At 53.3% G+C, this 25,982-nt stretch carries 25 protein-coding genes; 9 read left to right on the top strand and 16 right to left on the bottom strand.

Going from position 1 to position 25,982, the window contains the following annotated elements; translation table 11 throughout:
* Position 1: 1 nt before the first annotated feature.
* Positions 2-958 carry an ABC transporter permease gene (locus tag RGU75_RS07855; protein ID WP_322234654.1) on the bottom strand — a complete coding sequence of 319 codons (957 nt, stop codon included), beginning with the start codon at positions 956-958 and terminating at the stop codon, positions 2-4.
* 152 nt (positions 959-1,110) lie between these two features.
* Positions 1,111-2,082, bottom strand: coding sequence for a sugar ABC transporter substrate-binding protein (locus tag RGU75_RS07850; protein ID WP_322234653.1), 972 nt, complete (start codon positions 2,080-2,082; stop codon positions 1,111-1,113).
* A 285-nt stretch (positions 2,083-2,367) separates the two neighbouring features.
* Between RGU75_RS07850 and RGU75_RS07845 the strand changes: the two genes are divergently transcribed.
* The 4 genes from RGU75_RS07845 to RGU75_RS07830 all read left to right on the top strand — a co-directional run bounded on the left by RGU75_RS07845 (position 2,368) and on the right by RGU75_RS07830 (position 6,094).
* Positions 2,368-2,811, top strand: coding sequence for a porin (locus RGU75_RS07845; protein WP_322234652.1), 444 nt, complete (start codon positions 2,368-2,370; stop codon positions 2,809-2,811).
* Between the two features lie 210 nt (positions 2,812-3,021).
* Positions 3,022-4,545, top strand: coding sequence for an IS21 family transposase (gene istA / locus RGU75_RS07840; RefSeq protein ID WP_322240175.1), 1,524 nt, complete (start codon positions 3,022-3,024; stop codon positions 4,543-4,545).
* A gap of 11 nt (positions 4,546-4,556) precedes the next feature.
* The gene (gene istB, locus RGU75_RS07835) at positions 4,557-5,327 is read left to right on the top strand and encodes an IS21-like element helper ATPase IstB (protein ID WP_322232626.1); all 771 of its coding nucleotides are present in this window, start codon (positions 4,557-4,559) and stop codon (positions 5,325-5,327) included.
* A 95-nt stretch (positions 5,328-5,422) separates the two neighbouring features.
* Positions 5,423-6,094 carry a porin gene (locus RGU75_RS07830; RefSeq protein ID WP_322234651.1) on the top strand — a complete coding sequence of 224 codons (672 nt, stop codon included), beginning with the start codon at positions 5,423-5,425 and terminating at the stop codon, positions 6,092-6,094.
* 102 nt (positions 6,095-6,196) lie between these two features.
* Here RGU75_RS07830 and RGU75_RS07825 read toward each other — a convergent pair whose 3' ends face one another.
* Positions 6,197-6,532: a hypothetical protein gene (locus tag RGU75_RS07825; protein WP_322234650.1), complete on the bottom strand. Its 336-nt coding sequence runs from the start codon at positions 6,530-6,532 to the stop codon at positions 6,197-6,199.
* 484 nt (positions 6,533-7,016) lie between these two features.
* Here RGU75_RS07825 and RGU75_RS07820 point away from each other — a divergent pair, with 484 nt between their 5' ends.
* Entirely contained in the window at positions 7,017-8,075 is a 1,059-nt protein-coding gene (locus RGU75_RS07820; protein ID WP_322234649.1) for an XRE family transcriptional regulator, read from the top strand.
* A 166-nt stretch (positions 8,076-8,241) separates the two neighbouring features.
* Positions 8,242-8,565, top strand: coding sequence for a hypothetical protein (locus RGU75_RS07815; RefSeq protein ID WP_322234648.1), 324 nt, complete (start codon positions 8,242-8,244; stop codon positions 8,563-8,565).
* Positions 8,566-8,620: 55 nt separating this feature from the next.
* Here RGU75_RS07815 and RGU75_RS07810 read toward each other — a convergent pair whose 3' ends face one another.
* The 8 genes from RGU75_RS07810 to RGU75_RS07775 all read right to left on the bottom strand — a co-directional run bounded on the left by RGU75_RS07810 (position 8,621) and on the right by RGU75_RS07775 (position 17,203).
* Positions 8,621-9,706, bottom strand: coding sequence for an alcohol dehydrogenase (locus RGU75_RS07810; RefSeq protein ID WP_322234646.1), 1,086 nt, complete (start codon positions 9,704-9,706; stop codon positions 8,621-8,623).
* A 111-nt stretch (positions 9,707-9,817) separates the two neighbouring features.
* Complete coding sequence (locus RGU75_RS07805; protein ID WP_322234644.1) at positions 9,818-11,323, bottom strand: aldehyde dehydrogenase family protein; 1,506 nt, start codon at positions 11,321-11,323, stop codon at positions 9,818-9,820.
* A 70-nt stretch (positions 11,324-11,393) separates the two neighbouring features.
* The gene (locus RGU75_RS07800; protein WP_322234642.1) at positions 11,394-12,578 is read right to left on the bottom strand and encodes an ABC transporter substrate-binding protein; all 1,185 of its coding nucleotides are present in this window, start codon (positions 12,576-12,578) and stop codon (positions 11,394-11,396) included.
* Positions 12,579-12,648: 70 nt separating this feature from the next.
* Entirely contained in the window at positions 12,649-13,830 is a 1,182-nt protein-coding gene (locus tag RGU75_RS07795; protein WP_322234640.1) for an ABC transporter substrate-binding protein, read from the bottom strand.
* Between the two features lie 21 nt (positions 13,831-13,851).
* A complete protein-coding gene (locus RGU75_RS07790) occupies positions 13,852-14,643 on the bottom strand; it encodes an ABC transporter ATP-binding protein (protein ID WP_322234638.1) in 792 nt (263 codons plus the stop codon).
* The gene (locus RGU75_RS07785) at positions 14,609-15,307 is read right to left on the bottom strand and encodes an ABC transporter ATP-binding protein (protein WP_322234636.1); all 699 of its coding nucleotides are present in this window, start codon (positions 15,305-15,307) and stop codon (positions 14,609-14,611) included. Before RGU75_RS07785 ends, RGU75_RS07790 begins: the two co-directional genes overlap by 35 nt.
* Entirely contained in the window at positions 15,294-16,334 is a 1,041-nt protein-coding gene (locus RGU75_RS07780) for a branched-chain amino acid ABC transporter permease (RefSeq protein WP_322234633.1), read from the bottom strand. The genes RGU75_RS07785 and RGU75_RS07780 overlap by 14 nt, the downstream gene beginning before the upstream one ends.
* Positions 16,331-17,203 carry a branched-chain amino acid ABC transporter permease gene (locus tag RGU75_RS07775; RefSeq protein ID WP_322234631.1) on the bottom strand — a complete coding sequence of 291 codons (873 nt, stop codon included), beginning with the start codon at positions 17,201-17,203 and terminating at the stop codon, positions 16,331-16,333. Before RGU75_RS07775 ends, RGU75_RS07780 begins: the two co-directional genes overlap by 4 nt.
* Positions 17,204-17,677: 474 nt before the next feature.
* Here RGU75_RS07775 and RGU75_RS07770 point away from each other — a divergent pair, with 474 nt between their 5' ends.
* Together RGU75_RS07770 and RGU75_RS07765 are read left to right on the top strand one after the other, a co-directional pair.
* Positions 17,678-18,463 carry an enoyl-CoA hydratase/isomerase family protein gene (locus RGU75_RS07770; protein ID WP_322234629.1) on the top strand — a complete coding sequence of 262 codons (786 nt, stop codon included), beginning with the start codon at positions 17,678-17,680 and terminating at the stop codon, positions 18,461-18,463.
* 137 nt (positions 18,464-18,600) lie between these two features.
* Positions 18,601-19,854, top strand: a complete 1,254-nt coding sequence (locus tag RGU75_RS07765) for a CaiB/BaiF CoA-transferase family protein (protein ID WP_322234627.1) — start codon at positions 18,601-18,603, stop codon at positions 19,852-19,854.
* Between the two features lie 103 nt (positions 19,855-19,957).
* Here the strand turns inward: RGU75_RS07765 and RGU75_RS07760 are convergent, their stop codons facing one another.
* Genes RGU75_RS07760 through RGU75_RS07750 form a run of 3 tightly spaced genes read right to left on the bottom strand, consistent with a single transcriptional unit; the run spans position 19,958 to position 22,640 of the window.
* On the bottom strand, positions 19,958-20,857 hold the full coding sequence (locus RGU75_RS07760) for a MaoC/PaaZ C-terminal domain-containing protein (RefSeq protein ID WP_322234625.1): 900 nt from the start codon (positions 20,855-20,857) through the stop codon (positions 19,958-19,960).
* 12 nt (positions 20,858-20,869) lie between these two features.
* Positions 20,870-21,790 (bottom strand): SDR family NAD(P)-dependent oxidoreductase, encoded by a 921-nt coding sequence (locus tag RGU75_RS07755; protein ID WP_322234623.1) that lies wholly within the window; start codon positions 21,788-21,790, stop codon positions 20,870-20,872.
* 55 nt (positions 21,791-21,845) lie between these two features.
* Positions 21,846-22,640, bottom strand: coding sequence for a citryl-CoA lyase (locus RGU75_RS07750; RefSeq protein WP_322234621.1), 795 nt, complete (start codon positions 22,638-22,640; stop codon positions 21,846-21,848).
* Positions 22,641-22,913: 273 nt separating this feature from the next.
* Here RGU75_RS07750 and RGU75_RS07745 point away from each other — a divergent pair, with 273 nt between their 5' ends.
* Positions 22,914-24,278, top strand: a complete 1,365-nt coding sequence (locus RGU75_RS07745) for an LLM class flavin-dependent oxidoreductase (RefSeq protein ID WP_322234619.1) — start codon at positions 22,914-22,916, stop codon at positions 24,276-24,278.
* Positions 24,279-24,362: 84 nt separating this feature from the next.
* Here RGU75_RS07745 and RGU75_RS07740 read toward each other — a convergent pair whose 3' ends face one another.
* Both RGU75_RS07740 and RGU75_RS07735 read right to left on the bottom strand, forming a co-directional pair.
* Complete coding sequence (locus RGU75_RS07740; RefSeq protein WP_322234617.1) at positions 24,363-24,905, bottom strand: flavin reductase family protein; 543 nt, start codon at positions 24,903-24,905, stop codon at positions 24,363-24,365.
* Between the two features lie 125 nt (positions 24,906-25,030).
* Entirely contained in the window at positions 25,031-25,933 is a 903-nt protein-coding gene (locus RGU75_RS07735) for a LysR family transcriptional regulator (RefSeq protein WP_322234615.1), read from the bottom strand.
* Positions 25,934-25,982 lie beyond the last annotated feature (49 nt).

Below are 25,982 nucleotides of genomic sequence, written 5' to 3'. Positions count from 1 at the left end.
TTCAACCTTTCTTGTGCGTGAATTGGTCGGTAGCAACTGCCAGAATGACCAGAATACCGGTTACCATCACCTGAAACACGGATGGCACGCCCATCAGGGTCAAGCCGTTGCGGAATACGCCCACAATCATGACGCCGATCAGCGTACCGCCAATCATGCCGCGTCCACCGAACAGACTAGTACCACCCAGCACCACCGCTGTGATGCTATCCAGATTATCGGTCTGGCCCGCTTGCGGATCGCCCACGCCCATACGGGCGACAGAAAGAAGTGCGGCAATGCCGTATAACAAACCGGCCAGCATATACACATTGAGTAATACGCGATCGGTCGCAATACCGGTCAGCCGTGCCGCTTCACGGTTATTGCCGACGGCATAAATATGCCGTCCTGGCGCAGTATCACGCAGATAAAACCACGTCAGCAGATACAGCCCCAACATCAGCACCGTGCCGTAGGTAATATTGGTCTGGCCGATATGAAAGGTATTGCCAAAGAATAGTAATGCGTCTGGCAGATTGGTCACTGTTTGCGCCCCGGAATACACCTGCGTAATCGCAAAGACAATATTCATCGTGCCGAGTGTGACAATAAATGCAGGTAATTTGACCTTGGTCACTAACGCGCCATTCAGGTAGCCAACCAACGTGCAGGCCATTAACCCGCATATCACGGCAAGATACGGATGCACGCCGTGTTCGGTAGCGAATTTGGTCATCACAACCGAACCTAACGCCATTGCCATGCCGCAAGACAAATCAATACCGGCCGTCAAAATAATTAGCGTCTGGCCTATGGCAATCACACCAACCACCATCACTTGTTGCAGAATCAGAGAAAAATTCTCTCCACTCAAAAAGCGGTCGGATTGCGTTGAAAAAAACAGACATGCGACTAATAGCGCAATACACGGCCCCAGCGAAGACAGCGGAGGCAAATGATCTAAGTAACGCTTCATAAATTGGTATCCTTATTGGTTCAGGAAATGGGCTGGCGGCGATTAGCTTTAAAAGCGACCTTGCAATCATCTGTTGGGTCGGCTTCTAAATACGCAGCGTTCAAATAAGCTGACTCTCAAATCGATCGCTTACTCGCCAGCCCCGGTTCACATTACTTCATGCCCCAACAAGCGTTCAGGCCAAATGCACTATCTTTGCTGTCGATATTTTTTTGCTTTTTATCGGTAATCAGCATGACGCCGGTATCAACGTAACCGCTGACCTTCTTGCCGGTTTTAATGTAGTCGACACCCGCGTCAACGCCGAGGGACGCCATCCGTAGCGGATACTGCTGGGAAGTCGCCGCAATTACCCCGCCCTTGACATTGCGCACACCGTCGCAACCACCGTCGACAGAGACGATCATCACGCTTTTTTCTTTACCTGCGGCTTTTAAAGCCTTGTAAGCGCCAGCTGCGGCAGGCTCATTAATGGTGTAGACAAGGTTGATCTCGGGATTCTTTTGCAGGTAGTTTTCCATCGCAGTCTGACCTTTAGCCTGATCGCCAAAACTATCCTGCATACAAACGATGCTTGCATCACCTTTTTTGATGCCAAAGCCTTGCAGGAACCCATCATGACGCTGGATGCCGACCGGATGACCAGGAAATAAATCCAGCGTGGCGATCTTGGCCGGTTTGTCACCAAAGGCTGCTTTGGCATATTGACCAACCAGAACGCCAGCCTTGAAGTTATCCGTCGCAAACAGCGCGTCCGCCGCATTTTGCGGGTCAGTCGGACTATCTAAGGTAATCACCATCACGCCTTGGTCACGCGCCTTTTTTAACGCAGGAACGATCGCCTTGGCGTCGCTTGGCGTGATCAGAATAACTTTTGCACCCGCCGCAATCATGTTTTCAATCGCCGCGATCTGACCAGCATTATCGCCGTCGGACTTGCCAGCGGCTGTCAGCAACTTAGCGCCTTTGGCTTTAGCGGCTTCTTGTGCGCCTTCCTTCATTTTTACGAAATACGGATTGGTATCAGTTTTGGTGATCAGCCCGATGATCGGTTGATCAGCGGCAGCGGCCAATCCTGCGACCATGGTCAAAACAGCTAGGGCAACGCGATTTTTAAGTTTCATTTATGTCTCCTCCGGTTCTAAACAATTAGATAGAAAGCAACGTCAAACAACGTTATCTAAAAAATATTTTATGTTTTATCGATAAGTCCTTTACCGCATTTCTGATTCGTAATATATTCGCATTTAATTAATAAATCAACTGTCTTTATTAATTGTTCGTTGATCACTCTCCTATGAGACGAAGCCTTGTAGGTGAGAAATATTTTATTTAATTGACAATAAAAATCGAGTTACTTAAAGCTCGGAATCGGTGTTTAACACCATGTGTTGTACCTAGGAGATGAAATGAAAACAATTTTCAAAATGCTGCTGGCAAAACCAGTCGTTGTCGCTGGCCTACTCGCTTGTGCTTGCATTGGCAACGCGCAAGCGCAAACCAACGTCACGATTTACGGCCGTGTCGTTGACGGCATTAATTATCAAAGTAACCAGCTTACCGGCAGCGTCAATGCCAACAACAAACCCATCGTTGGCGGCAAATGGGGTGTTGATGGCAATGTCTGGGGAACCAGCATGTTCGGCTTTCAAGGCAACGAAGATCTGGGCGGCGGTTTGAAAGCGCTGTTCCAATTGGAAAACGGCTTTGACGGCAGCACTGGCACGGTCAACGGTGGATCGGGTCTGTGGACACGTCGTTCGTTAGTCGGTTTGAGCGGCAGCCTTGGTACTCTGAAAATTGGTCGTGACCTGACACTTCCTAGCGATGTTGGGTATTCTGGCCGATCGTGACCACCGATTCTGGTCTATCGTGACCGACCATTCTGGCGCATCGTGACCGCTCATTCCGGTCTATCGTGACCGATTTCAAGCCCGACCAGAATCGGCGGTCACGATAGCAGAATCATCGGTCACGATACCGGAATGGTGTCGTACAGCACCGTGATGATGTTACGCATAGAGCAACCGAACGGGTACGCTTCCAGTTTGTCTGGAGACAACGTGCCCGTACAAAGGATCACTATGCGTAAGATAAAAGACGTATTACGTTTAAAACTGGATGCCAAACTATCGCACCAGCAGATTGCCGCAGCACTGGGGATTTCAAAAGGAGTCGTCACCAAGTATGTCGGCCTGGCCGCCGTTGCCGGTTTGGACTGGTCGGCGGTGCAAGATGTAGACGACACCGAGTTGGCGCACCGGCTTTTGGTCACGCCAGAACGGACCCGAGACCATGTCCAGCCAGATTACGCCAGGCTGCATCACGAACTGCGGCGCAAGGGGATGACGCTGATGTTGCTATGGGAAGAGTATCGTGCCGATTATGCCCAGCACCAGACCTATGCCTACTCACAGTTCTGCGTGAATTACCGGCAGTTTGCCAAACAGCTCAAACGCTCTATGCGCCAGATTCACCGGGCTGGCGAGAAACTGTTCATTGATTATGCTGGTCCGACTATCGGTCTCACTGATGGTAGCCGTGCCCACATCTTCGTCGCTGCTCTGGGCGCATCGAGCTACACCTATGCCTGTGCTACGCCGCGTGAGACGATGGCCGACTGGCTCACTTCGACAGCGCGTGCGCTGCGCTTCTTCGGCGGGGTACCGCAGTTGATTGTTCCCGATAATCCGAAGGCTATGATCGCCGACGCCAATCGCTACGAACCACGCAGTAACGACACCGTACGCGATTTTGCGCGCCACTACGGCACCTCCATCTTGCCAGCCCGTCCGCGTCATCCTCAGGATAAAGCGAAGGCCGAATCAGCAGTGCAGATCGTCGAGCGCTGGATCATGGCGCGTCTGCGACATCAGCAATTTAGCAGCGTCCACGAGGTCGATGTCGCCATCGCACCGCTGCTGAGCGTACTTAACGATAAGCCGTTTCAGAAGCTACCCGGTAGTCGCGCCAGTGCGTTTGCCCAACTCGATGTCCCGGCGCTACGGCCTTTGCCATTGCAATGTTATGAGATGGCGCATTTCAAGACTGTCAGGGTGCATAACGATTACCACGTTGAGATCGGCCGCCATCACTACAGTGTGCCGCAAGCCCTGGTCGGTCAGGTGCTGGAAGCCCGGATGACAGCGACGACAGTGGAAATCCTGCATCGCGGTCAACGTGTCGCCAGTCATCCGCGCAACAGTGGCGAAGGCGGGTTCACCACCGACACCCTGCATATGCCGGTGGCGCATCGTGCGCAATTGGAATGGACGCCACAGCGACTGATTCACTGGGGACAGACCATCGGTACGGCGACAGCGGAGGCGGTGACGCGTCTGATGGCCGAGAACAGACATCCCGAGCACGGCTACCGTGCCTGTCTTGGTCTGCTGTCATTGGCCAAGCGCTACGGCAAGCCACGTCTTGAAGCAGGATGCATGCTGGCCTTACAGCTCGGTGCCTGCCAATACCGCCACGTCCGTGACATTCTCAAAAATAACCGTGATCGCACACCGTGTGCCCCAGTTGGCGATTGGGTCAGTCCTGACCATGCCCATGTGCGTGGCCCTGATTACTATCAATGAGGATGTCAACGATGATGATGCATACCACTCTGGCCCAATTGCGGACCTTAAAACTCGATGGCTTAGCGACCGGACTGGAGGAACAATTGACGCAGGCCAGTATGGCGGCGATGAGTTTCGAGGAACGTCTGGCACTCTTGGTTGATCGCGAAGTCCATTGCCGCAATGACCGCAAGCTCCTGCGCCTGCTTAAGAACGCCCACCTGAAATACGCACAAGCGGCGATTGAAGACATTGATGCCCGCTCGGGGCGTGGCATCGACCGCCGTGAAGTGATGAGTCTGGCGCTGGGAGATTGGGTCAGTGCTGGCCACAGCATTCTCATTACCGGACCGACCGGTGCTGGCAAATCGTGGCTGGCCTGCGCACTGGCACAGTACGCCTGTCGGCGCGGATACTCTGCTGTTTATCAACGCGTACCCCGTCTACAGGAAGAACTACGCATCCGGCACGGCAGCGGCAGCTTTGGGAAATGGCTGCTCCAACTCGCCAAGATCGATGTCTTGGTACTTGATGACTGGGGCATGGGCGCGATCGACAGCACGACCCGTTCCGACTTGCTGGAGATGATTGACGACCGGGCGGCAAACAGAGCGACGATTATTACCAGTCAACTTCCTGTTGACCATTGGCATGCCTGGATTGGCGACGCCACTATTGCCGACGCCATCCTGGACCGCATTCTGCAGCGCAATCATCGGCTGACACTGACCGGCGATTCACTGCGTGGCGCAGAACGACCTAAAACCAGCAAAAAGGAGAAAACTATCGACCCATCGTGACCGCAGACATTACAATTTAACCGCGTAACAACATCGCAGGCGCAGCGGTCACGATCGGCCAGAATGAGCGGTCACGTTGACCAGAATACGCAGATGTGGTCTGGACGCTGGATTCCAGTGGACAACAAGCAATGGGCACGGCAACGCTGGTAAAAGGACGTAACTGGCCAACCTACAACAACGAAATCGACTACATCTCTCCAACCATTGGCGGCTTCACGGCCCAAGGCGTGTATGGCATGGGTGAAGTGGCTGGCTCGACCAAAAAAGGTAGCACTGGCGGTCTTTCACTGGCTTTCATTCAGCCAAGCTATGAATTGCGCGCGATGTATGACTACGCCAATGACGCGAATGGCCAATACTCTTCCCTGTTTCAATTCTCAAAAGAGTTGACACTAGGCGGTACGATCACAATCGACCGACTGAAGTTATTTGCCGGTTATCAAAATCTATCCGCGCCCGGCATGACCGGCAGCACGGGCAATCCTGACAAGGCGAACCAGATTTGGCTAGGCGCTAACTACCAGTTGTCACCTGCCCTGACCCTGATCGCTGGCGCGTATCACGTCAAGCTGAACCAAAATAGCGGCAGTGCCAACCTGTTCACGCTGGGCACAAACTACAGCTTGTCCAAACGCACTCTGCTGTATGCAAGTATCGGTACTGTACGCAACAGCGCACTCACCAGCTTTGCTGTAGAGACAGGTACTAGCGCTGTTGGCGTCAATCAGAACGCCTTCTATTCGGGCGTCAGCCATTCGTTCTAAGTATTGGTCAACCATTATTCGCCAGGATTATTAGTGAATTTTTGACTGGATTTTGTAAGTGTTTATATTGAAAAAGCCAACCGGTTCGGTTGGCTTTTTCAATTATTTTTCCGTCCTCAGCACACCATGCCGATTTAGATTATCCAACCCATCAATCCGGCTTGACGCAGCATCCGCCAACATCCGTAAAGAGGTGGAAGCCAGCCGCAGCAAACGATCCGTATCAGTAACATCCAACATCGGCGTTGTATCGCTGCCGCGATCCATCGTGCTGAAATGCGCCAGATCAATGCAAGTCTGGAGCCCTTGGCAGACGTCCTTGGTCATCGCAATAAATTGCGCGTGCGGATCGGCTCTGTGATGCAGCGGCAACCATGAAAATGCTTGATGGAGTGGCTCGGGTGCTGTTGACTGGGTCGGTTTGGATGCGTCGGTCATGATGACATCTCCCCAACGGCGTGACAGACTATATCGGATAGGTCTGGCGGCTGTTTAGGAATTCGTCTAATAACGGGTGAACAGAAAGGGTAAGACGTAATGTTAGGCATTATGTTTTCTTTGTGTGTAGTTAATCACCTCCCGTCGTCAAACGGGTGGGCGGTAAATAACAGGGTTGACGAACCGGTACACAAAAGAAAACCGGCAAGCCCGAAGGCTTCCCCACCACCACCGCCCAAAGAGGCACGATACGTACACACGAAAAAAAACCGGCATTGCGCCGTTTGTGTGCTTCTGTGTTGTCAGGTCGTCAAACCAGTTCCCCTTTTTCTAAGGGACTAAAGGAGTATAGAGCATCACGCCAAATTTTGTGAAAGTTGATTGCCGCATTGTGGATTCATGCAGGCCAGCAAAGTCGATTTATGCTGACTATGGTTGACAAATTAAGAAGAAAAATATATTTTGTCAACCATAGGAGATAACAATGATTGCCGATCGCATTCGACGCGCCAGAATTTTACGGGGTCTGAGCCTTGATGGCTTAGCCCAAAAATTGGGCGACGTGACCAAACAAGGGCTGAGCAAGTACGAACAGGGGAAAGTTACCCCGAACTCAACTCGCCTGATTCAATTGGCCAAAGCGTTAGAGGTAAAACCGGAATATTTTTTCCGCAAAGATTCTGTTTCTCTCGCTCCGCTGGAATTTCGAAAATTGGCAAAAATGCCGCGATATCGTCAGGAGCAAGTGGAAGAGCAAATCCGCGAACATCTTGAACGTTATATCGAACTCGAAAAATGTTTTGACGCCGCCGATAATAGCGTCCCGGTCATGGCTCCTCGATCTATCTCCGTTATCTCAGTTGAGGACGCAGAAAATGCAGCATCAACTCTAAGAGACCAATGGAAGATAGGTGGCGACGCCATCGCCAATCTCACCGAACTGCTCGAAGAGCATGGCATCAAGGTAGCGCTTTTAAGCGGTTGTGATGATTTTGATGGCGCCTGCGCGGCTACCAAAGATGAGGAACATGTGCTGGTGGCACTTAATGCTAGCCGTCCGGGTGAACGCATGCGTTTTACTGCAGCGCACGAACTCGGCCACTGGGTGATGGCACTTCCAGCCTCAATGCCCGAAAAAATAAAAGAACTTTGCTGTCATCGATTTGCCGGAGCGTTCCTCTATCCGGCAGAACGCGTCAAGACTGATTTCGGTCACCATCAGCGCTCTCGGGTTCATCCACGCGAATTGTTGAATGCCAAACAGTTATATGGCGTTTCCATGCAAGTCGTTTTGCGCCGTTTGAAGGACCTCAGTTTGCTCAGCGAGCCTGGGTACAAATCTATCAACATTCAATTCAGCGTGAATGGCTGGCGCAAGAATGAACCTGGTGTGTTCCTATCAGAGCGTCCAAGACGATTTGAATCGCTCGTTTTTTGGGGGCTTGCCGAAGATATTTTCACCCTCTCGCGCGCTGCAGAATTTCTCCAACAACCAGTCGGCACTTTTGACACCAGTTTGTCCGACCCGCTGGGGCGAGAATGAAGCGAATTTATATTAGCGATACAAATATTTGGATAGATTTTAGACATGCAGGGCTTCTGAGCGTGTTATTTCGATTACCTTTCACGCTCTGCTGCACAGATTTTGTACTTTTTGAGTTGAACGACTTTGATCATGAAGCGTAATTGAGCAAGGCCTTCAAATAGAAGTGCTGGACAGTGCGCTCATCTCACGTTTGTCTGAGCTCAACATCGAACAAAACAACAGTTCACTGGCTGACGTGTCGTGTTACCTTCTGGCGAAAGACACAGGTCGCCCCTTGCTGACTGGCGATGGGCAATTGCGACGACAAGCTCAGCAAGACGGTTTGCAGGTATATGGCGCGCTCTGGCTACTTGACCGTCTTGTAGAACATCTAATCATATCCGCCAGACAGGCTGCAAATGGCTTAGACGCGATGCTGGCCTCGGGCGCACGGCTGCCTCAATTCGAATGCAACGCCCGCCTGGCTAAGTGGCGAAACAAACCATAACAGCGCTTCTTGCGACGCGCTGCATTTGTGTATGCACCCGGCGCAACAACCCCCTTCAAGGCACCGTCACCACACGCCCAACAAAACGACGCGCCTCCAGATCATCTAAAATCTCGTTGATCTCGCTCATGGGTCGGGTTGTTACTGGTATCGCGGGCAATCGACCTTCTTGCGCAAATTGCAGCAGCGCTTTCAATTCGTCCAGCGTCCCGACGTGAGAACCACGGATGGTAAGGTTGCGCGGGGACAGCAGCGCCAGCGGAATCTCAAGACTGCCGCCCATCATCCCGACAATAACAATCACCGTGCCTTTGACTGCGACGGCCATTGCCAGCTCCGCGGTTTCCCTTGATCCGACAAAATCGATGATCCCGCGAATCGGTCCTCCGGCTGCCAGTTTGAGGGCGGCGGCGGCCTCGGGTGTGCGGGTATCGAATACAAGCTGCGCGCCTTGTTGCGTTGCCGCCGCCAGCTTGATTGGATCAAGATCGGCGACGACCAGCACGGCGTCCGTCACTAAAGGCGCAATCGCAATCGATGCCAATCCCAAGCCACCCGCACCGATGATCAACAGGCGATCATTGGCTGACATGTGCGGCATTTTTTTGAGAGCGCCGTATGCGGTCAGGCCCGAGCAGGCGAAGGTGGATGCCAGTTTGAGATCGACATTGCCGGTTGGCACGACATATCTGCCCTTCGGTACGATGACGTACTCGGCAAAACCGCCGTCGCGGCGCGTTCCCAGACTGCGTTGCGCCTCGCAATCGGTATCGCGTTCTTCAAGGCAAGCGGTGCAAACCCCGCAGCCTATCCACGGATAGACCACGACTGGCGTTCCGACTTCCGGGCCTACCGCTTGGGGGCCGAGTGCCGCGACCGTACCGGCCATTTCGTGCCCTAGCGTCAATGGCAATTTTGAGCCGAACTGCTCGGCGGTCAGGCGTCGCCCTCCTCCGAGGTCAAAAAACCCGTCGCGTATATGCAAGTCACTATGGCAAACGCCCGCTGCCGCTATCTTTACCAGGACTTCTTCCCCTTGCGGCTCTGGCTTTTCGCGCAGGCGCAACTGGAGCGGTTTGCCCCATTCAACGATTTGGTAGCTATTCATGGCATCACCTGATTCTGCGTTGTTATCGGTCATTTCACGGGTTTCGTTTTATTTTTACGCTTATCGTCAATCGATTCAACGAGCAGATTGATCTGATCGTTGAATCATTTTTTCCACCAACACGCAAGGTCTGCATGGAGAGGCTCAGTCCGTTCTGATCACTACCGACTTGGTGCTCAGGTAGTAGTCGAGATGCTCAGTGCCTGATTCACGTCCGTAGCCACTCATCTTGTAACCGCCAAAAGGAATCGCGGCATCCAGTTGCAGATAGCAATTCACCCAGACTGTGCCAGCTTGCAGCGCTGCCGCCATCCGATGGGCCTTGCTGAGATCGCGGGTCCATACACCAGCACCAAGACCATACGGTGTGTTATTTGAACGCCGGATTACTTCTTCGATATCGTCAAAAGGCATGGCGCTGACAACAGGCCCGAAGATTTCCTCGCGAACGATTTGCATATCGTCTTTGGCGTTAGCAAACACAGTCGGCTGCACGAAGCAACCGTTGGACAATGCGCCATCCAGTGCGCGCGCACCGCCGACAATCGGGTTGGCGCCCGCTGCAATACCACTGTCGATGTAACGCATTACCCGCTCCAGCTGCTGGGTCGATGCCAGCGGTCCCATTTCGGTCGCGCGATCCTGCGGCATTCCGACGACCATCTTGCGACCGATATCCGCGACCCGATGGATAAACTCATCGTAAATTTTTCGCTCTACAAACAAGCGGGTGCCAGCGACGCAAATCTGACCACAGTTGGTGAAAACCGCATTCGCCGCACCGATAACTGCGGCATCAAGATCGGCATCGGCGAACACAATGTTGGGCGACTTACCGCCAAGTTCGAGCGATAAGCGTTTAAGGTTCCCTGCCGATGCCCGCACGATCGCCTGTCCGGTTTCGGTCGAACCGGTGAAAGCAACTTTGTCGACGCCGGGATGGGCAGCCAACGCCGCACCCGCTTCACCAGCGCCGGTGACAACATTAAATGCGCCCGGTGGGAATCCAGCCTCCGCGATCAGCTCTGCCAGCAACAGGGAAGACAAGCAAGCCTGCTCCGCTGGCTTGAGAACCACGGTGCAGCCAGTTGCCAGCGCCGGCGCGACCTTCCAGATGGCCTGACTTAAGGGGCCATTCCAAGGAATGATGGCACCCACAACGCCCACCGGTTCTTTGACGGTGTACGACAGGACTGCGCCGGGTATCGAATTTTGGATAGTCTGACCATGAATGGCCGTGGCAAGTCCGGCGTAAAAGCGAATCATGCCTAGCACGCGCTGCTGACCCGCAGTGCTACGCGTAATCGGCATGCCCATTTCTAATGTGTCGAGCAGCGCAAATTGGGCGTATTCACGCTCTACCAGATCCGCCAGACGCAACAGCAATCGTTGTCGTTCGATCGGTTTGGTTTTACCCCATGCCCCTTCAAAAGCCTGCCGCGCTGCGATCACCGCAGCCTCAATATCGGCTGCGCCACCATCTGCAATATTTGCCAACAGCTCGCCAGTGGCGGGGTCGGTAGTGGGAAAGGTCTGCCCTGATTGTGCGGCCACCCAGCGACCGTCGATGAACAAGCGCTTTTCTGCCAAGGTCTCGATGAAGCGAGGGCGGGGCAGGATGGAAGCTGTAGTTGATGAAAAATTGGCCATTTTTAGTTACCAGGTGAGAGGGTAATCATTTGAAACTCAGGGCAGCGGAGTGAAACAACCGCCTGAAAATTTACATCTTGCATTCGGTATTCAGTTCGGGACTGATCTTTGCCATTGATTCCACCGATTTGAGCGTCAAGTCGCCCTTGCCGTCGCCCACCTTGGTGGCCTGCGTGATGACGAGAGAACGCAGAAGCTGGTGATCCGCTGCCCGCATCTCGACATCGCCCGCGATAGTGGCGGCTTTTAGGCCAGCCAGTGCTGTCCTCACGGCGGCGACGTCGGTGGACTTTGCCTTGAGTATGGCTTGGTTTAACAGTTCGAAAGAAAGGTAGGTATCGGCATCAACAAAGGTCGGTTTACGATTGAAACGGGCTTCGAAGGCCTTCACGAAGGCAGCATTGCGTGCTCCCGGCATGGACCAGAAGTAGCTTTGCGGCGTCAACATGCCGGCAGTGGCATCCCCTTGCGCGGCGATGATGGTTTCATTGGTGGAAAATACCGAAAATACCGATTTGTACTTAGCAAATAAACCGAATGGTTGCTGCTGCTTTGCCAGAACTATGCCAGCCGTGCCCGGTGCCAGCACCATCAAGCCATCGGCAGGCTTAACAAGTAGTTGAGAGATGTAGCTGCCAACGTCGGCCACGGATGGGGAAACAAACAGGGTTTTCTGGACAGTACCGCCGTTTTCTTGCACCAGCGCGGTAAAGCGTTTGGCGTAATCATGGCCTAGTGCGTAGTCGCCCATGAAAAGATCCCAGGATTTTGTTCCGCTATCTTTTAACAGGGCGCGCACGCCGTTGATGAAGGTGGTGTCATTGAGCCCGACGCGGAAATAATTTTTCTGACAATTCTTGCCGGTCAGATCATCCGATGCGGCAGTGGAGTCGAGGAACAGCACGTTCATGGCCGATAACTTTGGAGACAGCGCAAGTGACGTGCTTGAACTACTCAGCCCAGCGATAAAAGACACACCCTGCTGCTCGGCGAGGCGCGTGGCGGCCGCAATTGCGGTAGCCGGTGCGCCTGAATGATACTGGGTGACCAGTTCATATTTGCGTCCAAGTGCACCGCCCTGCGCATTGAGCGTTTCCACCGCAAGCGTCGCGCCATCCTTGACGAACGGCGCAAACACCGCGAATGGTCCGGCGTCAAAATTAATCAGGCCAAGTTTGATTGTCTCTTGCGCAAAGGCGCTGCCCTGCACCATCACCATTGCTGTCGCTGCAATTACCAACATTTTTCTTATCATGTTTGCGTCTCCTTGTTAAGTAGAAAATACAGCGTGGTCGCGTTGCGGCCACGTGCGTCATTTTGCATTCCTACATCTTGCATTCGCTGCTTGCCTCGGGTGCCGCTTGCGCTACCGGCTCGACTGACTTCAGGACGAAGTCGCCCTTGCCCTCACCTGCTTTTACTGCCTGCACCACTACCAGCGGACGCAACAGTTGATGATCGGCGGCACGCATTTCGACATCACCCACGATGGACATCATTTTCAAGCCAGCCAGCGCCGTGCGAACCGCCACCAAATCGGTTGACTTTGCCTTGGCAATAGCGGCGTTCAGGACTTCAAATGACATGTAAGCGTCCGCATCAAGATAGGTCGGTTTGCGCTTGAAACGTGCCTCGAACGCCTTGACGAAAGCCGCATTCCGACTGCCTGGCATGGACCAGTAATAGCTTTGCGTGGACACCATGCCAGCCGTTGTATCGCCTTGGGCGCTGATGATTGTGTCGTTGGTGGAATACACCGATAGCACAGACTTGTACTTGGAAAACAGGCCGAACGGTTGTTGTTGCTTGGCCAGCGTAATGCCGCCGGTTCCCGGATAGACCACCATCAGGCCATCGGCCGGCTTGACCAGTAATTGGGAGATATAACTGCCCACGTCGGGCGCTGTCATGGACGGGAATAGTGTTTTTTGAACCGAACCGCCTTTTTCCTGCACCAATGCCGAAAACCGTTTGGCATAGTCGTGACCGAGCGCGTAATCGCCCATGAGCAAATCCCACGATTTAGTGCCGCTCTCCTTGAGCAAGGTGCGGAAGCCTTTGATGTAGTAACCGTCACTGACGCCAATGCGAAAATAATTAGGCTGGCAATTTTTTCCTGTCAGGTCATCCGCGGCAGCGGTTGTATCCAGAAATAGGGCATTCATGGATGCCAACTTGGGCGCCAGACCGAGCGACGTGCTGGAACTGCTCAAACCTGCTATAAACGTAACGCCTTGCTGCTCTACCAGCCGATTGACGGCAGCAATCGCTGCGGCAGGTGTACCGACGTGATTCTGGGTGATCAACGCGTATTTGCGACCGAGTACGCCGCCCTGCGCATTCAGCGTTTCAATGGCAAACGTGGCACCATCCTGCACGAACGGTGCCAAAACGGTGAATGGGCCGGAGTCGATATTGACCAATCCGACCTTGATGCTCTCCTGCGCTAACACGCTGCCTTGCATCACCGTCGTGGCAACCACTATTGCCAACAGCTTTTTTATCATCGTTGTCCCCATTTTTTTTAGTTAAAAAGCCAGCGCAGCGCTGTGCTGCGCCGAGTCAATATTGTCGGTCTGACCACGATCAATGATTTCGCCCTTAGCCATCACCACGAAGCGCTGGCTAATCCGCCGTACCAGATTCAGGTGTTGCTCAACCATCAGGATGCCAGTCCCAGCGGCGCAAATCTGGTTGAATACCCGTGCCAGATCGTCCACCAGCACTGGCGATAAACCTTCAGAAGGTTCATCCAGCAACAACACGCGCGGGTTGCCCAGCAGGGCACGGCCCACCGCTAACATCTGTTGCTGGCCGCCGCTAAGCGCGTTGCCCATCTTGTCGCGTCGCTCCTGCAATATTGGAAACAGGCGGTTGACCGTCTCAACAGTCCAATGTCCCTTGCGCCCGCAGGCTGCGCCAAGCAATAAATTTTCACCTACTGTCAGATGCGGGAGGATCATGCGACCTTGCGGTGAAATCGTGACGCCCTGCTTGGCCGCTGCGTATGCCGGGAGCTTGTTGAGCAGACTTCCGCCGACCTCAATGGAGCCGCCACTGATCGTAGTAGCGCCAAAAAATGACATGAGTAAGGTCGACTTGCCTGCACCGTTTTTCCCCACTACGGCCACTGCCTCGCCCTCGTCAATATCGAGATCAATATCCCGCAGCACGACTGATTTGCCGTAGCCTGCGCGGAGGCCCCTAACCCGGATAAAGCTCATGCCGGGCTCCGGTGGACTGGCCGGATCGGCCTGAAAGCCGTGCTGATCATCGGATTTGATTTCATGCTTCGGTTCCAAGGTAGGCGGTGATGACACGTGGATCGGCACGCACTTCGGCAGGTGAGCCGGTCGCCAGCAATCTGCCGAGGTCAATCGCGGTGATGGAATCGCAAAATCGGAACACGGCATCCACGTCGTGCTCGACCACTACGGCCGTGACATTTCGCTCCCGTACTATCTTGACCAGATGTTCGAATAATATGATGGTCTCGGCAGTTGACAGACCAGCGGCGGGTTCGTCGAGCAACATCAGACTTGGCTTGCCAATTAGGGCTAGCGCGATATCCACCCGACGTTGGTCGCCGTAGGCAATGCTGTCAGCGATCTGGTCGTAGACTGCGCCCAACTGAAGCGTGTCAACGATGCCGCGCAAGTCGGTCTCACAGAGTTGCTTGCTTACCAGTTCCAGTTGCTCACCTACGCTGATGCCGGGAAAGATGCTGGTGCGCTGAAATGAGCGTGACATACCAAGACGACGACGCCAGATGACGGAGCGGTCAGTGATATCCTGCCCGTCAACAAATACGCGTCCGCGCGTCAACTTGCAGCGGCCAGTGATGGCGTCCATCAGCGTGGATTTGCCAGCACCGTTGGGGCCGATTATTCCATGTAGCACGCCACGCTGGGCGATGTCGAGGTTGATACCTTCGAGCGCCTTGACACTGCCATAAGAAACGCCGAGATCTTCAATGCGCAACATGATGGCGTCCTGTAATGCGACGTAAGCCGCGGCGAATAAATCCCATCATCCCTTCGGGGAAAGCAGCGATAACCAGCACTACGCTTATACCGGTCAGTAACTCAAGGTTACCGCTCGCGCCAAAGCGATCCTGTCCAACTACAAAGAGTAATGCGCCCAACACCGGACCACCAACGGTGGCTGAGCCACCGACAAGCATGGCAACCAGCGTATTGCTACCGGTTGCAAAGTCAAGCAGCTCGGGCGATGCAAAAGCCATATTCAAGGCCATCAGCAAACCGGAAACGGAAGCAATAAAGCCAGCCAGAGCGAAGGCGAATACACGTGGCAAGTAAGTGTTGAAGCCAGAAAACCGCATGCGCTCTTCGTTAGCGCGGGTTGCGCGCAAGATTTGTCCGGTGCGCGAGCGACCGACCACCCATGCCAGCAACATGACGCCGCACAAGGCGAGCCATGCCACCGGCCAGAAAGTGCTCGGTCGGGAAAGCTGCGCCTGATTCAGGCCAAAGAACAATCCGTCCCATTGCATCGTGAGTCCATCGTCACCACCCGTGACGGATCTGAAATCGGTCAGCATGACAAGAGAGCGCAGCATTTGCGCCAGCGCTAGCGTCAGCATCGCAAAAGGCAACGGTCGGGCACGCACCACTAATGCACCGATCAGCACACTCAATAGCGTAGCTGCAAGCAGACAAAATACTGCGGCCGCCGTGACGTTCCATCCGAACTGTGTCACTGCAATGCCGAACAAGTACGTAGCGCCGCCGGTGAAACCCGCAGCGCCAAACATGATGAGCCCGCATTGATGGGCCAGAAATCCAATCGATATCGCGGCAACTCCCAACACGATTGTATTGATCATCAGCCCCAGATAAAAGCTGCTGCTGACGAGCGAGGGAATGAACAAGCCCAGGATGACAAGTGCCGTCACGATCAAAGCCGCCTTCAGCGATCCGGATAGCGTATTGCGCGGGGCGATCGCTGGCAATTTAACCTCGACGCCCAATGTTGGTGTTGAGCGCGTCATGCGACCCTTCCTCGTCCAAACCCCTGCGGGCGGCATAGCAACACAAAAAATAGCAGTAGGTAAGGCGCTAGCACAGCCAGTGTCGGTGAGATGACCGCGCCGATGACCTGGATAAATCCATACACCACAGCCGCAGCGATTGCACCACCAATACTGCCTAGCCCGCCGATAACGACGATAATCAGACAACTGATCAGCACGTTCGCGCCCATACTGGGATCGACCGAAAGATAAGGTCCGGCCAGCACGCCAGCCAGTCCGGCAAAGCCGGTACCGAGGCATACCACAACGAGTCCAAGACGATCAGTATTGACGCCCATCATGCGAGCAACCAGTGGTTGCTGACTGACGGCACGCACATGCATGCCCGAGCGGGTCCACTTAAGCCAAATAGCCAGTGCCAGACACGTACCAAATCCCACCACAATCAGGAATATTCTATAAGCCGGATAAGGATGACCGAAAAGGTCGATGGCCTTCGACAGTGATAGTGGTGCTTGTACCGACAGTGGTGAAGTACCCCAGATGCGCGTCACCAGCTTGACCAGGATCAGGGCCAGACCAAAAGTGACTAGCGCCACCTCCATCTGCGAACGATTTTTAAATGCGCGCATGACACCATACTCAAATGCTAGTCCCACCAGCGCCAGTAGAATCGGAACAATCAAGAGTGCAACCCAAAAACCGAACAAGCCCGAGAATGTGTAGCCGAGGTAAGCACCAAGCATGTACAGCGCACCGTGGGCGAAATTCATCACGTCACGCAAACCGAAGATCAATGCGAGGCCGCTGGCCAGGATCGTCAACAATGATGACAGCGCGAGCGCATTACCCAACTGAACCACATTAAAAAGTTGCGATAATTCCATATCAGCTGCGGTACGCGGCAAACGCAGTGGCAGCAACGGCAGACGAATGCCTCACGGAAGCGCTTGCTAAAAGGGCTGGAATCACAAGATGCCGGGCGAGCCGAGCGGAACATAACATAGCGTCTCCTTTCTCATTTTTATAGTTTTCTGGACCAATTCCGCAGTGCGATTGGGATGCAGTGAGTCCTGTGCCAAAATATTACTGCCGTCCCTTTACGAAAACAAATAAAATAATCTGAAGCATTGTTCAGTTTTTATGTTTTCAATATCGGCGTTTGAGAGCGCATCATCAGCAAGCCGGAGACACCGTTTTAGAGCTAAAAGACTTCCCCGACTCATTAGTTAAGTTTAATAATGCTTCGCATTATTTGACTTGTTGCATGGTCACGCTAAACTTATCATTTCGCATCACGGCACAGAGCTACTAGACGATTCCACCTGAATCCCGGTTCTCGCACGTAAAGGAAATCAGCCATGTCAGTCATTCAATACGAGGTTCGGGATAACATTGCCGAGATTCTGTTCAATAATCCGCCGGTCAATGCCATTACGCGGGAATTGATGGACAGTTTTCTGGCAATGCTCAGGCAGGCGGGACAAGACAGCGAAGTGCGGGCTGTCATCATTGGTAGTGCCATACCCGGACGGTTTTGCGCTGGTCAGGATTTGGGTGATTTCCTGAGAAGTTCTCCGACGCAATTTCATGAAGCGGTGCAAAAGCTTTACGTCGAGTTGTGCGATGTACAGTTCAATCTGGGCAAGCCATCGATTGCGGCGATTGCGGGTACGACGCGCGGCGGTGGCATGTCCGTGGCGATCACCTGCGACATGATTGTTGCAGCGGATACTGCCACCTTTGGCTATCCGGAATTGGATATCGGGTTGCTACCCGCTGTCCACTACACCCATTTGCACCGGCTGGTGGGACGCTATCGTGCATTCGATCTGCTGTTCACCGGTAGATCGTTTGATGCACAGGAAGCCTTGCAACTGGGCTTGGTTAGCCGCATTGCTCCGGCCGCTGATTTACTAAACGAAGCACGCAAGCTGGCAAAGGTGTTGGCGGACAAATCACCAGAGCTGATGAAGCTCGGGAAAACCGCGTTCACCCGCGCCATTGATGGCGATTACCGACAAGGCGTGGCGGCAGCGGTGAATCTCGCCTGTACCGTCTTTGGCACCGACGATGCGAAAGAAGGCCTGTCTGCATTTGTAGAGAAACGCAAACCAGTGTGGAAAAAGCCATCATCAGGTCGCTAAATAAGCAGCTAAACGACGACTGCTGATGCATTGTCAACGAGCTTAATGGTCGCCTGCATCAAGTACCCACCCCTTTTTAAGCCTTTGGTCTGCGACGGCAATTGGTCCATCTATAAGTTCTTCGAGCAAAGGCAAGCATGAAGCAAGCTGAAAATTCCTCCACCGGTGCTAAAGGCGCGCTTGATGGCGTGCGCGTCCTGGATCTGTCACGGGTTTTGGCAGGACCGTTGTCGGCGCAGGTGCTGGCCGACCTCGGCGCGGATGTGATCAAGGTCGAGCGTCCTGACAGCGGCGACGACTCGCGCCAATGGGCACCTCCTTTTGTGGCAGGTGCGCCGCAGACACCACTCGATGAATCGGCTTATTTCTGGTCCTGCAATCGCGGCAAACGCTCCATCGGCATCAATCTCGCCACGCAAAGCGGCCGTAAGCTGATTGCACGCCTTGCAGCCGAAAGTGATGTACTCATTGAAAATTATAAGGTTGGCACGCTGGAGCGTTACGGCTTAGGATATGCCGCTCTGTCAAAGATTAATCCCAAACTTATCTACTGCTCCATCACTGGCTTCGGTCAGACCGGCCCGTATAGTGCGCGGCCCGGATATGACACCATCGTGCAGGCTATGGGCGGATTGATGAGCCTGACCGGCAATCCGGACGGCACGCCGGGCGCTGGCCCGCGTAAGGCTGGTGTGGCGGTCTCAGACCTGATGACCGCCTTGTATTCTTCCGTCGCCATTTTGGCGGCCCTGAACGAGCGCCATAGTTCTGGCCTGGGTCAATACATCGACATGTCACTACTCGATGTACAGGTTTCGGCGCTGTCTAATCTCGGCATGAACTACCTGGCCACTGGCGATGTGCCACAACGTGCCGGCAATCGACTGGCATCGGTGTACCCGAGTGATAGCTTCGCCTGCAGTGATGGGGACCTGATGCTAATTGTAGGAAACGATGGGCAGTTTCGAAACTTTTGTAAGGCAATGGAAATGCCGGGTGTGGCCGAAGATCCCCGTTTCTGCAGAAACGAATTGCGTATGCGCAACGCAAATATCCTATCCGGACTGGTTTCCGCAGCAATGGCCAAACGCACAATGGCAGAATGCCAGGCCTTGCTGGATGCAGCCGGTGTTCCGGCAAGTCCGATCAATAATTTAAAACAGGTTTTTGCTAATCCACAGGTCATCGCCCGCGAGATGGTGCGCGACCTTAGCACGACGGATGGCCGTCAGGTGCGTGCGATAGCGAGCCCTATCCGGATGTCACGCACGCCGCCGACGTATCGCCGCGATCCGCCCAAGCTCGGTGAGCACAACGCTGAAGTTCTTCGTGACGTACTTGGATTGACAGAGCAGGAATGCGAGGACTTAAAGCTGGATGGGGCGATCTGACCGATATCTGGCATCAGGCTGCTGCCTGAGGCCAGATCAACGAATCAAACCGGTCCGGGACAAATCCGCATTCATTCTGCTTCGTTAGTCTACGCTGGCTCGCTCAAGCTATGTCAGCCGTGCCTGTAGCGATCACGATTGTATTGCGATCAGGTAGAAGACAGCGATAATGCAAAACGTCACTGTCTTTCCATATTTCAGTACGAATTGTTTCTCCGGGAAAAACCGGTGCCAGAAACCGAATTCCGAGTGTCTTTAAGGCATCCGCATTGTTTTCGCAACAGACGGCCATGATCGCTCTGGCTACGATTCCATACGTGCAAAGCCCATGCATTATGGGACGCGAGAACCCGGCTGCGCGTGCAGCTTGCGGGTCAGCATGTAGCGGATTCGGGTCTGCACTAAGCCTATAAATCAATGAAGCCTGTGGTAATGAGGCAATGTCGACGGAATAATCGGCGTCACGTTGCAGCCATGGAGCGGTGGCAGGTGACTTCGACAATGGCGAAGGCGCAGATGCTACGGGACTGTGCAAATTGGCTGAATTTGTCGAAAATCCACCATCCGCCCGACACACCGTCCGATGCTCAATAGACGCTAAAAGAACACCGGTATCATCGTTATAAATATCACGCTCAAAGATAAGTAAGGCACCTTTTTCCGGCCCCTTATCAATCAAATCAACGACGCGGCTTTGGCCACGGACGTTTCCTTTTGCAGGAAGCGGCGCATGAAAAATGACTTTGTGTTCGCCATGCACCGCTTTTGAGGCATCGATACCGGTGCGGGGATCGGTGATCCAAAAGCCTGGATAACACAACGTCGTTGCCAAAGTAGGAACCGCCTGCATCCCTTTTTCATACACAAACCGTAGCTCGTCAGGACTATTCGGCTGGCTGCCATACCCTAATGCCAACGCATACAGGATGGCGTCCTTTTCCGAGTAAGTCTGCCGCACCACTGGCGAGGACCAATTTTTTACGAAATCAACGTTGATCGCCATGACAACTCACTTTCAGACCGGGTCCCAATCGAACACATCTTGCGAACGGTCCAGCTTATAAAAGCTTGGACGCATTGCCGGGATCACGCGGTCGGCGAGCGTCTGTGGCGTCCAGCCTTCTTCGGTGTGCATGGATCGCAACGGACGACTTTGGCTCATGAGAAATATCTCGTTCGCACGCACCGCAAACACCTGACCCGACACATCGACGGCATCATCGCTGGCCAGATAGACAGCCAGTGGTGCAATCTTTGCGGTATCCATGCGCTGCAACCGCGCTACGCGTGCCTTCTGTTCCTCTGTCTCAGTTGGCATTCCATCGATCATGCGGCTCCACGCGAAGGGAGCAATGCAATTGGAGCGCACATTAAACCTTGCCATATCCATGGCTATCGATTTAGACAGTGCAGCCAGACCTAGCTTGGCTGCAGAATAATTTGCTTGGCCAAGATTGCCGATCAGGCCCGAGGTTGACACCATATGAATATAAGAACCCGACTGCTGGCTTTTGAAATACGGTGCCGCGGCGCGCGATACAAAAAATGGTCCATTTAGATGAACGTCAATGACCGCGAGCCATTCTTCCTTGCTCATGTTGAAGAAAAACTTATCACGCAAAATACCAGCGTTATTGATGACGCAGTCAATCTTGCCGTAGGTATCCACCGCCTGCTGCACCATGGCATTCGCACCGTCCCAATCGGCAACGCTGTCACCGTTGGCAATGGCCTCGCCGCCAGCGGCAACAATCTCGTCGACTACCGATATTGCACGTGACAAGTCACGGCCCTCGCCTTTAACGGTTGCACCGAGGTCATTCACGACGACCTTCGCACCTTCACGGCCCAGTGCCAATGCAAAGTCGCGACCAATGCCGCCGCCTGCGCCTGTTACCAGTACTACTTTATCTTTAACAAAAATACCTGCTTGCATGTCGCGATCTCCTTCTGTTTTTTTATCTTTTAATTTATCTTCTGAAGACCGCCGCTTACTCCGGCTCAGCATCCGGATTCATATGCGCCGTGGCACGCGCTTCGATCGAATGCCATATCTCTTCAGACATCGGGTTGCGCGACTCTTCGAGGATGTGTCCGACCAGTCCAACAGCGCGACCCATTACGCCCAGACCACGACAAATTTTCCAGTCAAATCCCATTTCGCAGCACAATGCGCCAATGGCACCGGTCGCGTTAACCGGCAATAGCTTACCGCTACGCTGGGCTGCCTCCTCGGCAATCGCTACAATTAGCTTAAGATAAGGACCATCAAAACCGGTCTCGCGGGCTAGTTCCATGAGTCGTGGCGTACGTGGATCAATGGGTTTATGAAACGGGTGTCCAATCCCTGGCACGATACGCTTTTGCGCACGGAACGACGTCACTGCTGTGACTGCTAACGCTGCAAAGTCAGCCTCTGCATCGGGCACGGGCATGCTTTCTGAAAGCATTTTTGCCGCGCCTTCTATACTGCCCACAAACACGGACCCCAGACCATTCAAACCCGCCGCGACAGCGCCTTGCAGCGATTCCGGTGCGCCCAGATACGTCATGCGAGCGACGATCGAACTTGGCGTAAGACCATGTTCTACCAGCGAGACCACCATCGCATTGAACATCCGCGATTCATTGGGATTAGGTATGCGGCCGGTCAGCTCCAGAAAGCCCATATCGCCCAGATTGAGATTTCCCAGAATCTCGGAAACAAAGTCTTTACCAAACAAGGTAATGCTGCTGGCGTTACTCCACCCGATATTGGTGCTGATTGCCTTCTTCTTCCTGCTCATGCTGTTCCGATCTGGGTGTAGGTTGACAATATTGAGGGTCAAATGATGCTATCAGAACCATAGAGTGGTCACAAATCAAATAATCTTACCGATACTTCAAAAAAGACGAGTAATGGATAAGGCTAATTACCACCTGTGAAGTTGCGTACGTCCCAAAATAACTATTCAAGATAACTGAGCAATCCCTAACATAATTTGATTGGACGTAGCCGTAGCCTATTTTTAACATGCATCATCGTCGCGCTAATGCGACACCTATGATCCAAGGATGACATGGCTAATAAACAAATGGCGTTGGTTGCATTCCTACAGGCGCAGAACTGCTCGAATCTGGTCGCCTCTTGGCGCCACCCTGAAACCAATGCCGGATATCTGACACCTGAGTACTATCAAGACATCGCACGCACGCTGGAAGCGGGAAAATTTCATCTCGCGTTTTTCGATGACCGACTCGCAATGCCAGATGTCTATGGCGATAGCCATGCCGACACGGTGCGTAACGGCGTGCGGGCGGTAAAACTGGACCCGGTAGTTGTGCTCACCGCGATGGGTCTGGCGACCAAACAGTTAGGACTCGGTGCGACTTATTCAACGACTTATTACGAACCGTTTCATGTCGCTCGTGTGTTTTCCACACTGGATGCCATGACGCGCGGCCGGGTGGCCTGGAATGTCGTTACTTCGCTCAACGATTCAGAAGCCAACAACTTCGGCGTGAGCAAGCATCAGGAACATGATTTGCGTTATGACCGTGCCGATGAATTCCTCGAAGTTGTGCTTGGTCACTGGGACACCTGGCATGAAGGGGCGCTGGTGGGTGACAAGGCAGCAAATCTGTTTGCCGATCCGGACAAAGTGCGCCGCCTCGACCATCATGGAGAATTTTTCAACTCGCGTGGACCGTTCACCGTACCACGTTCAGAGCAAGGGCATCCGGTATTGATACAAGCTGGCCAAAGTGGGCGCGGTAGTGAATTTGCTGCACGCTGGGGCGAGCTGGTATTCGTCATTCAGCCCAATATCGAGGTTGCGCGCAAACGGTATCAGGAATTCAAAGCAAAACTTGCCGCGCATGGCCGGGACCCGGACAGCGTGAGGGTTGCTCCCGCAATTTATGCCGTGGTCGCATCCAGTAAAGCCGAAGCCGAAGACCGGCGTGCTGCAATTGATGCGCTGGTGCAACCGATCGATTCGCTGGCACTATTATCCGAAGTGCTGAATTTCGATTTCTCAAGCAAGCGGCCGGATGACCAATTTACCGATGATGAACTTTCATCGATTTCGGGATTGCGCGCCATTTTGGATCGGGTCATTCTGGCGAGTGGCAAAAAGAATCCAACGCTAGCGGAATTCCTCAAATTTAGTGGCCGTGGAACCACCAAGGAATTGCCAACCTTCGTGGGCAGCCCAACGGATGTCGCCGACCAGCTCGAAGAATGGTTCACTGGCGGTGCATGTGATGGTTTCGTACTAGCCGCTACGCACATGCCAGGAACCTACAGAGAATTCGTGCAGCTGGTGGTACCAGAACTGCAACGTCGCGGATTGTTCCAAAAGGAGTACGCAGGCACGACGTTGAGGGAAAATCTAGGCTTGTCGCGCCCTAACTCTGGTGACTGGAAAAAGATGTATCGCTAGATTCTGCGCTCAGCAATCGTGACCGCAATTGCGGTCACGTGAAGTGCGTATTCCGTATCCGCATATTGCCGCATTTTGTGCTTCTTACAAAGCCACACCTTCGGGCAAGCTGGTAAATTTTCCACGAAAATAAACAAGCGGTTCGTCTTCCAGGCCCTTGCTGCAAGCACGTACGCGCCCAATGAAAATCGAATGCGTCTCGTACTGATGTTCATTGATCAGTTCGCAATCGAGACTCGCCAACGTATCGGCGAGTACCGGTGCGCCGGTCTGCAACGTGGACCAGGTTCCGAATGCAAAACGCGCTTCGGCTTTCAAACCGGTCCCACCCGAAAAGCAATCCGCGATATCTTCCTGTTGCGCCGACAGAAAGTTGACCGAAAAATGGCCCGCACTTTTAATCAGGGCGTGTGCACTGGCGTTTTTATTGACGCACACCAGAACCATCGGAGGCGTATCGGACACGGAGCAAACGGCGGTGGCGGTCATGCCAGTGCGGCCACCGTCGGCACCGGCCGCGATCACCGCAACGGCACCAACCTGCTGTCTCATCGCCTGACGAAAAATGGTAGAGTCCATCGCATACCTTTCAAACTGGGTTAATGCATCCATGTTAGAAAAGTGCATTCAATAAGTCTAATCAAATTATGTAAGGCATTCATTAGCTTAATTGAATAATTCGAAATCCCGCCGCGATCTACCGGATACTGAAAACACACTGAACACCAAGACGACATGGATGTTTGTAATGATTACTTAGCGTTCGCGTCATCCATCGGAAGCATGCGTTCGACGAACGACACCAACCGCGTGGCCGCAGGAGAAAGCGTGTGCGCGTTGATCGAGATGATACCGATTTCACGACTGATTTCCGGCTCGACGATCCGCAATGCGCGCAGTGTCGAACGCTTAGGAAGAGAAATTTTCGGCAACAGAGCAACCCCTAATCCCACCTCCGCCATGGCGATCAGTGTCGTCACTTGCATCATTTCAAATTTTGTTTCAAGGTCAGGAAAGCGCGATTGCAACACCATATCAATATGCCCGCGCAAAGCCGAACCGGCACTTAACTTCAGCAGTGGCAACTTCCCTAACTCTTCAACTGTGATGCGGGTCTTGCGCGTGGTTTTGTAATTTGGTGGAACCAGCGCAAAGTATTCATCCTCAAGAATCGATTGAAAATTAAAGCCATTCATTTTTTCGGTTTTCGGACCAATCCCGAAGTCGACATCACGGCGTCTCACGGCCTCCATTAACTCTTTTGCGGCAAGCTCTCGCAACGTAATCACGATCCCTGGATAAGCCTCCGCAAAGGCAGCTAAGATCGCGGGTAAACGCGTACTAGCGACGGTGGGGACGCATCCAAACGTGATTTGGCCAGTTTGAATATCCACGGCGCTTTTCAATTGCATCAGTCCCGCTTCGATTTCTGCCAGCGATTTTCTCACGCTAATGACCAAATGCTCACCTTCACGCGTCAATTCGACGCGTCGCGTAGTGCGATGGAACAACACCACGCCGAGCTGACTCTCCAGCTGCTTGATTTGCATGCTGATAGCAGGCAGTGATCGATTCGCACGTTCGGCCGCTTCGCGGAAACTGCTATGGTCAGCGACCAGCAGAAATGAGTGAAGCAGCTTCAAATTAATATTCATTTTTTCTTATTAATGTCTCGGATTAGCACTATTGTAATTGATACTGAAG

The organism is Glaciimonas sp. CA11.2 (genome assembly GCF_034314045.1).
Taxonomy (GTDB): Bacteria; Pseudomonadota; Gammaproteobacteria; order Burkholderiales; family Burkholderiaceae_D; genus Glaciimonas.
The sequence above is the reverse complement of the archived record's forward strand: the minus strand, read 5'-3'. Positions and strand labels throughout refer to the sequence as shown.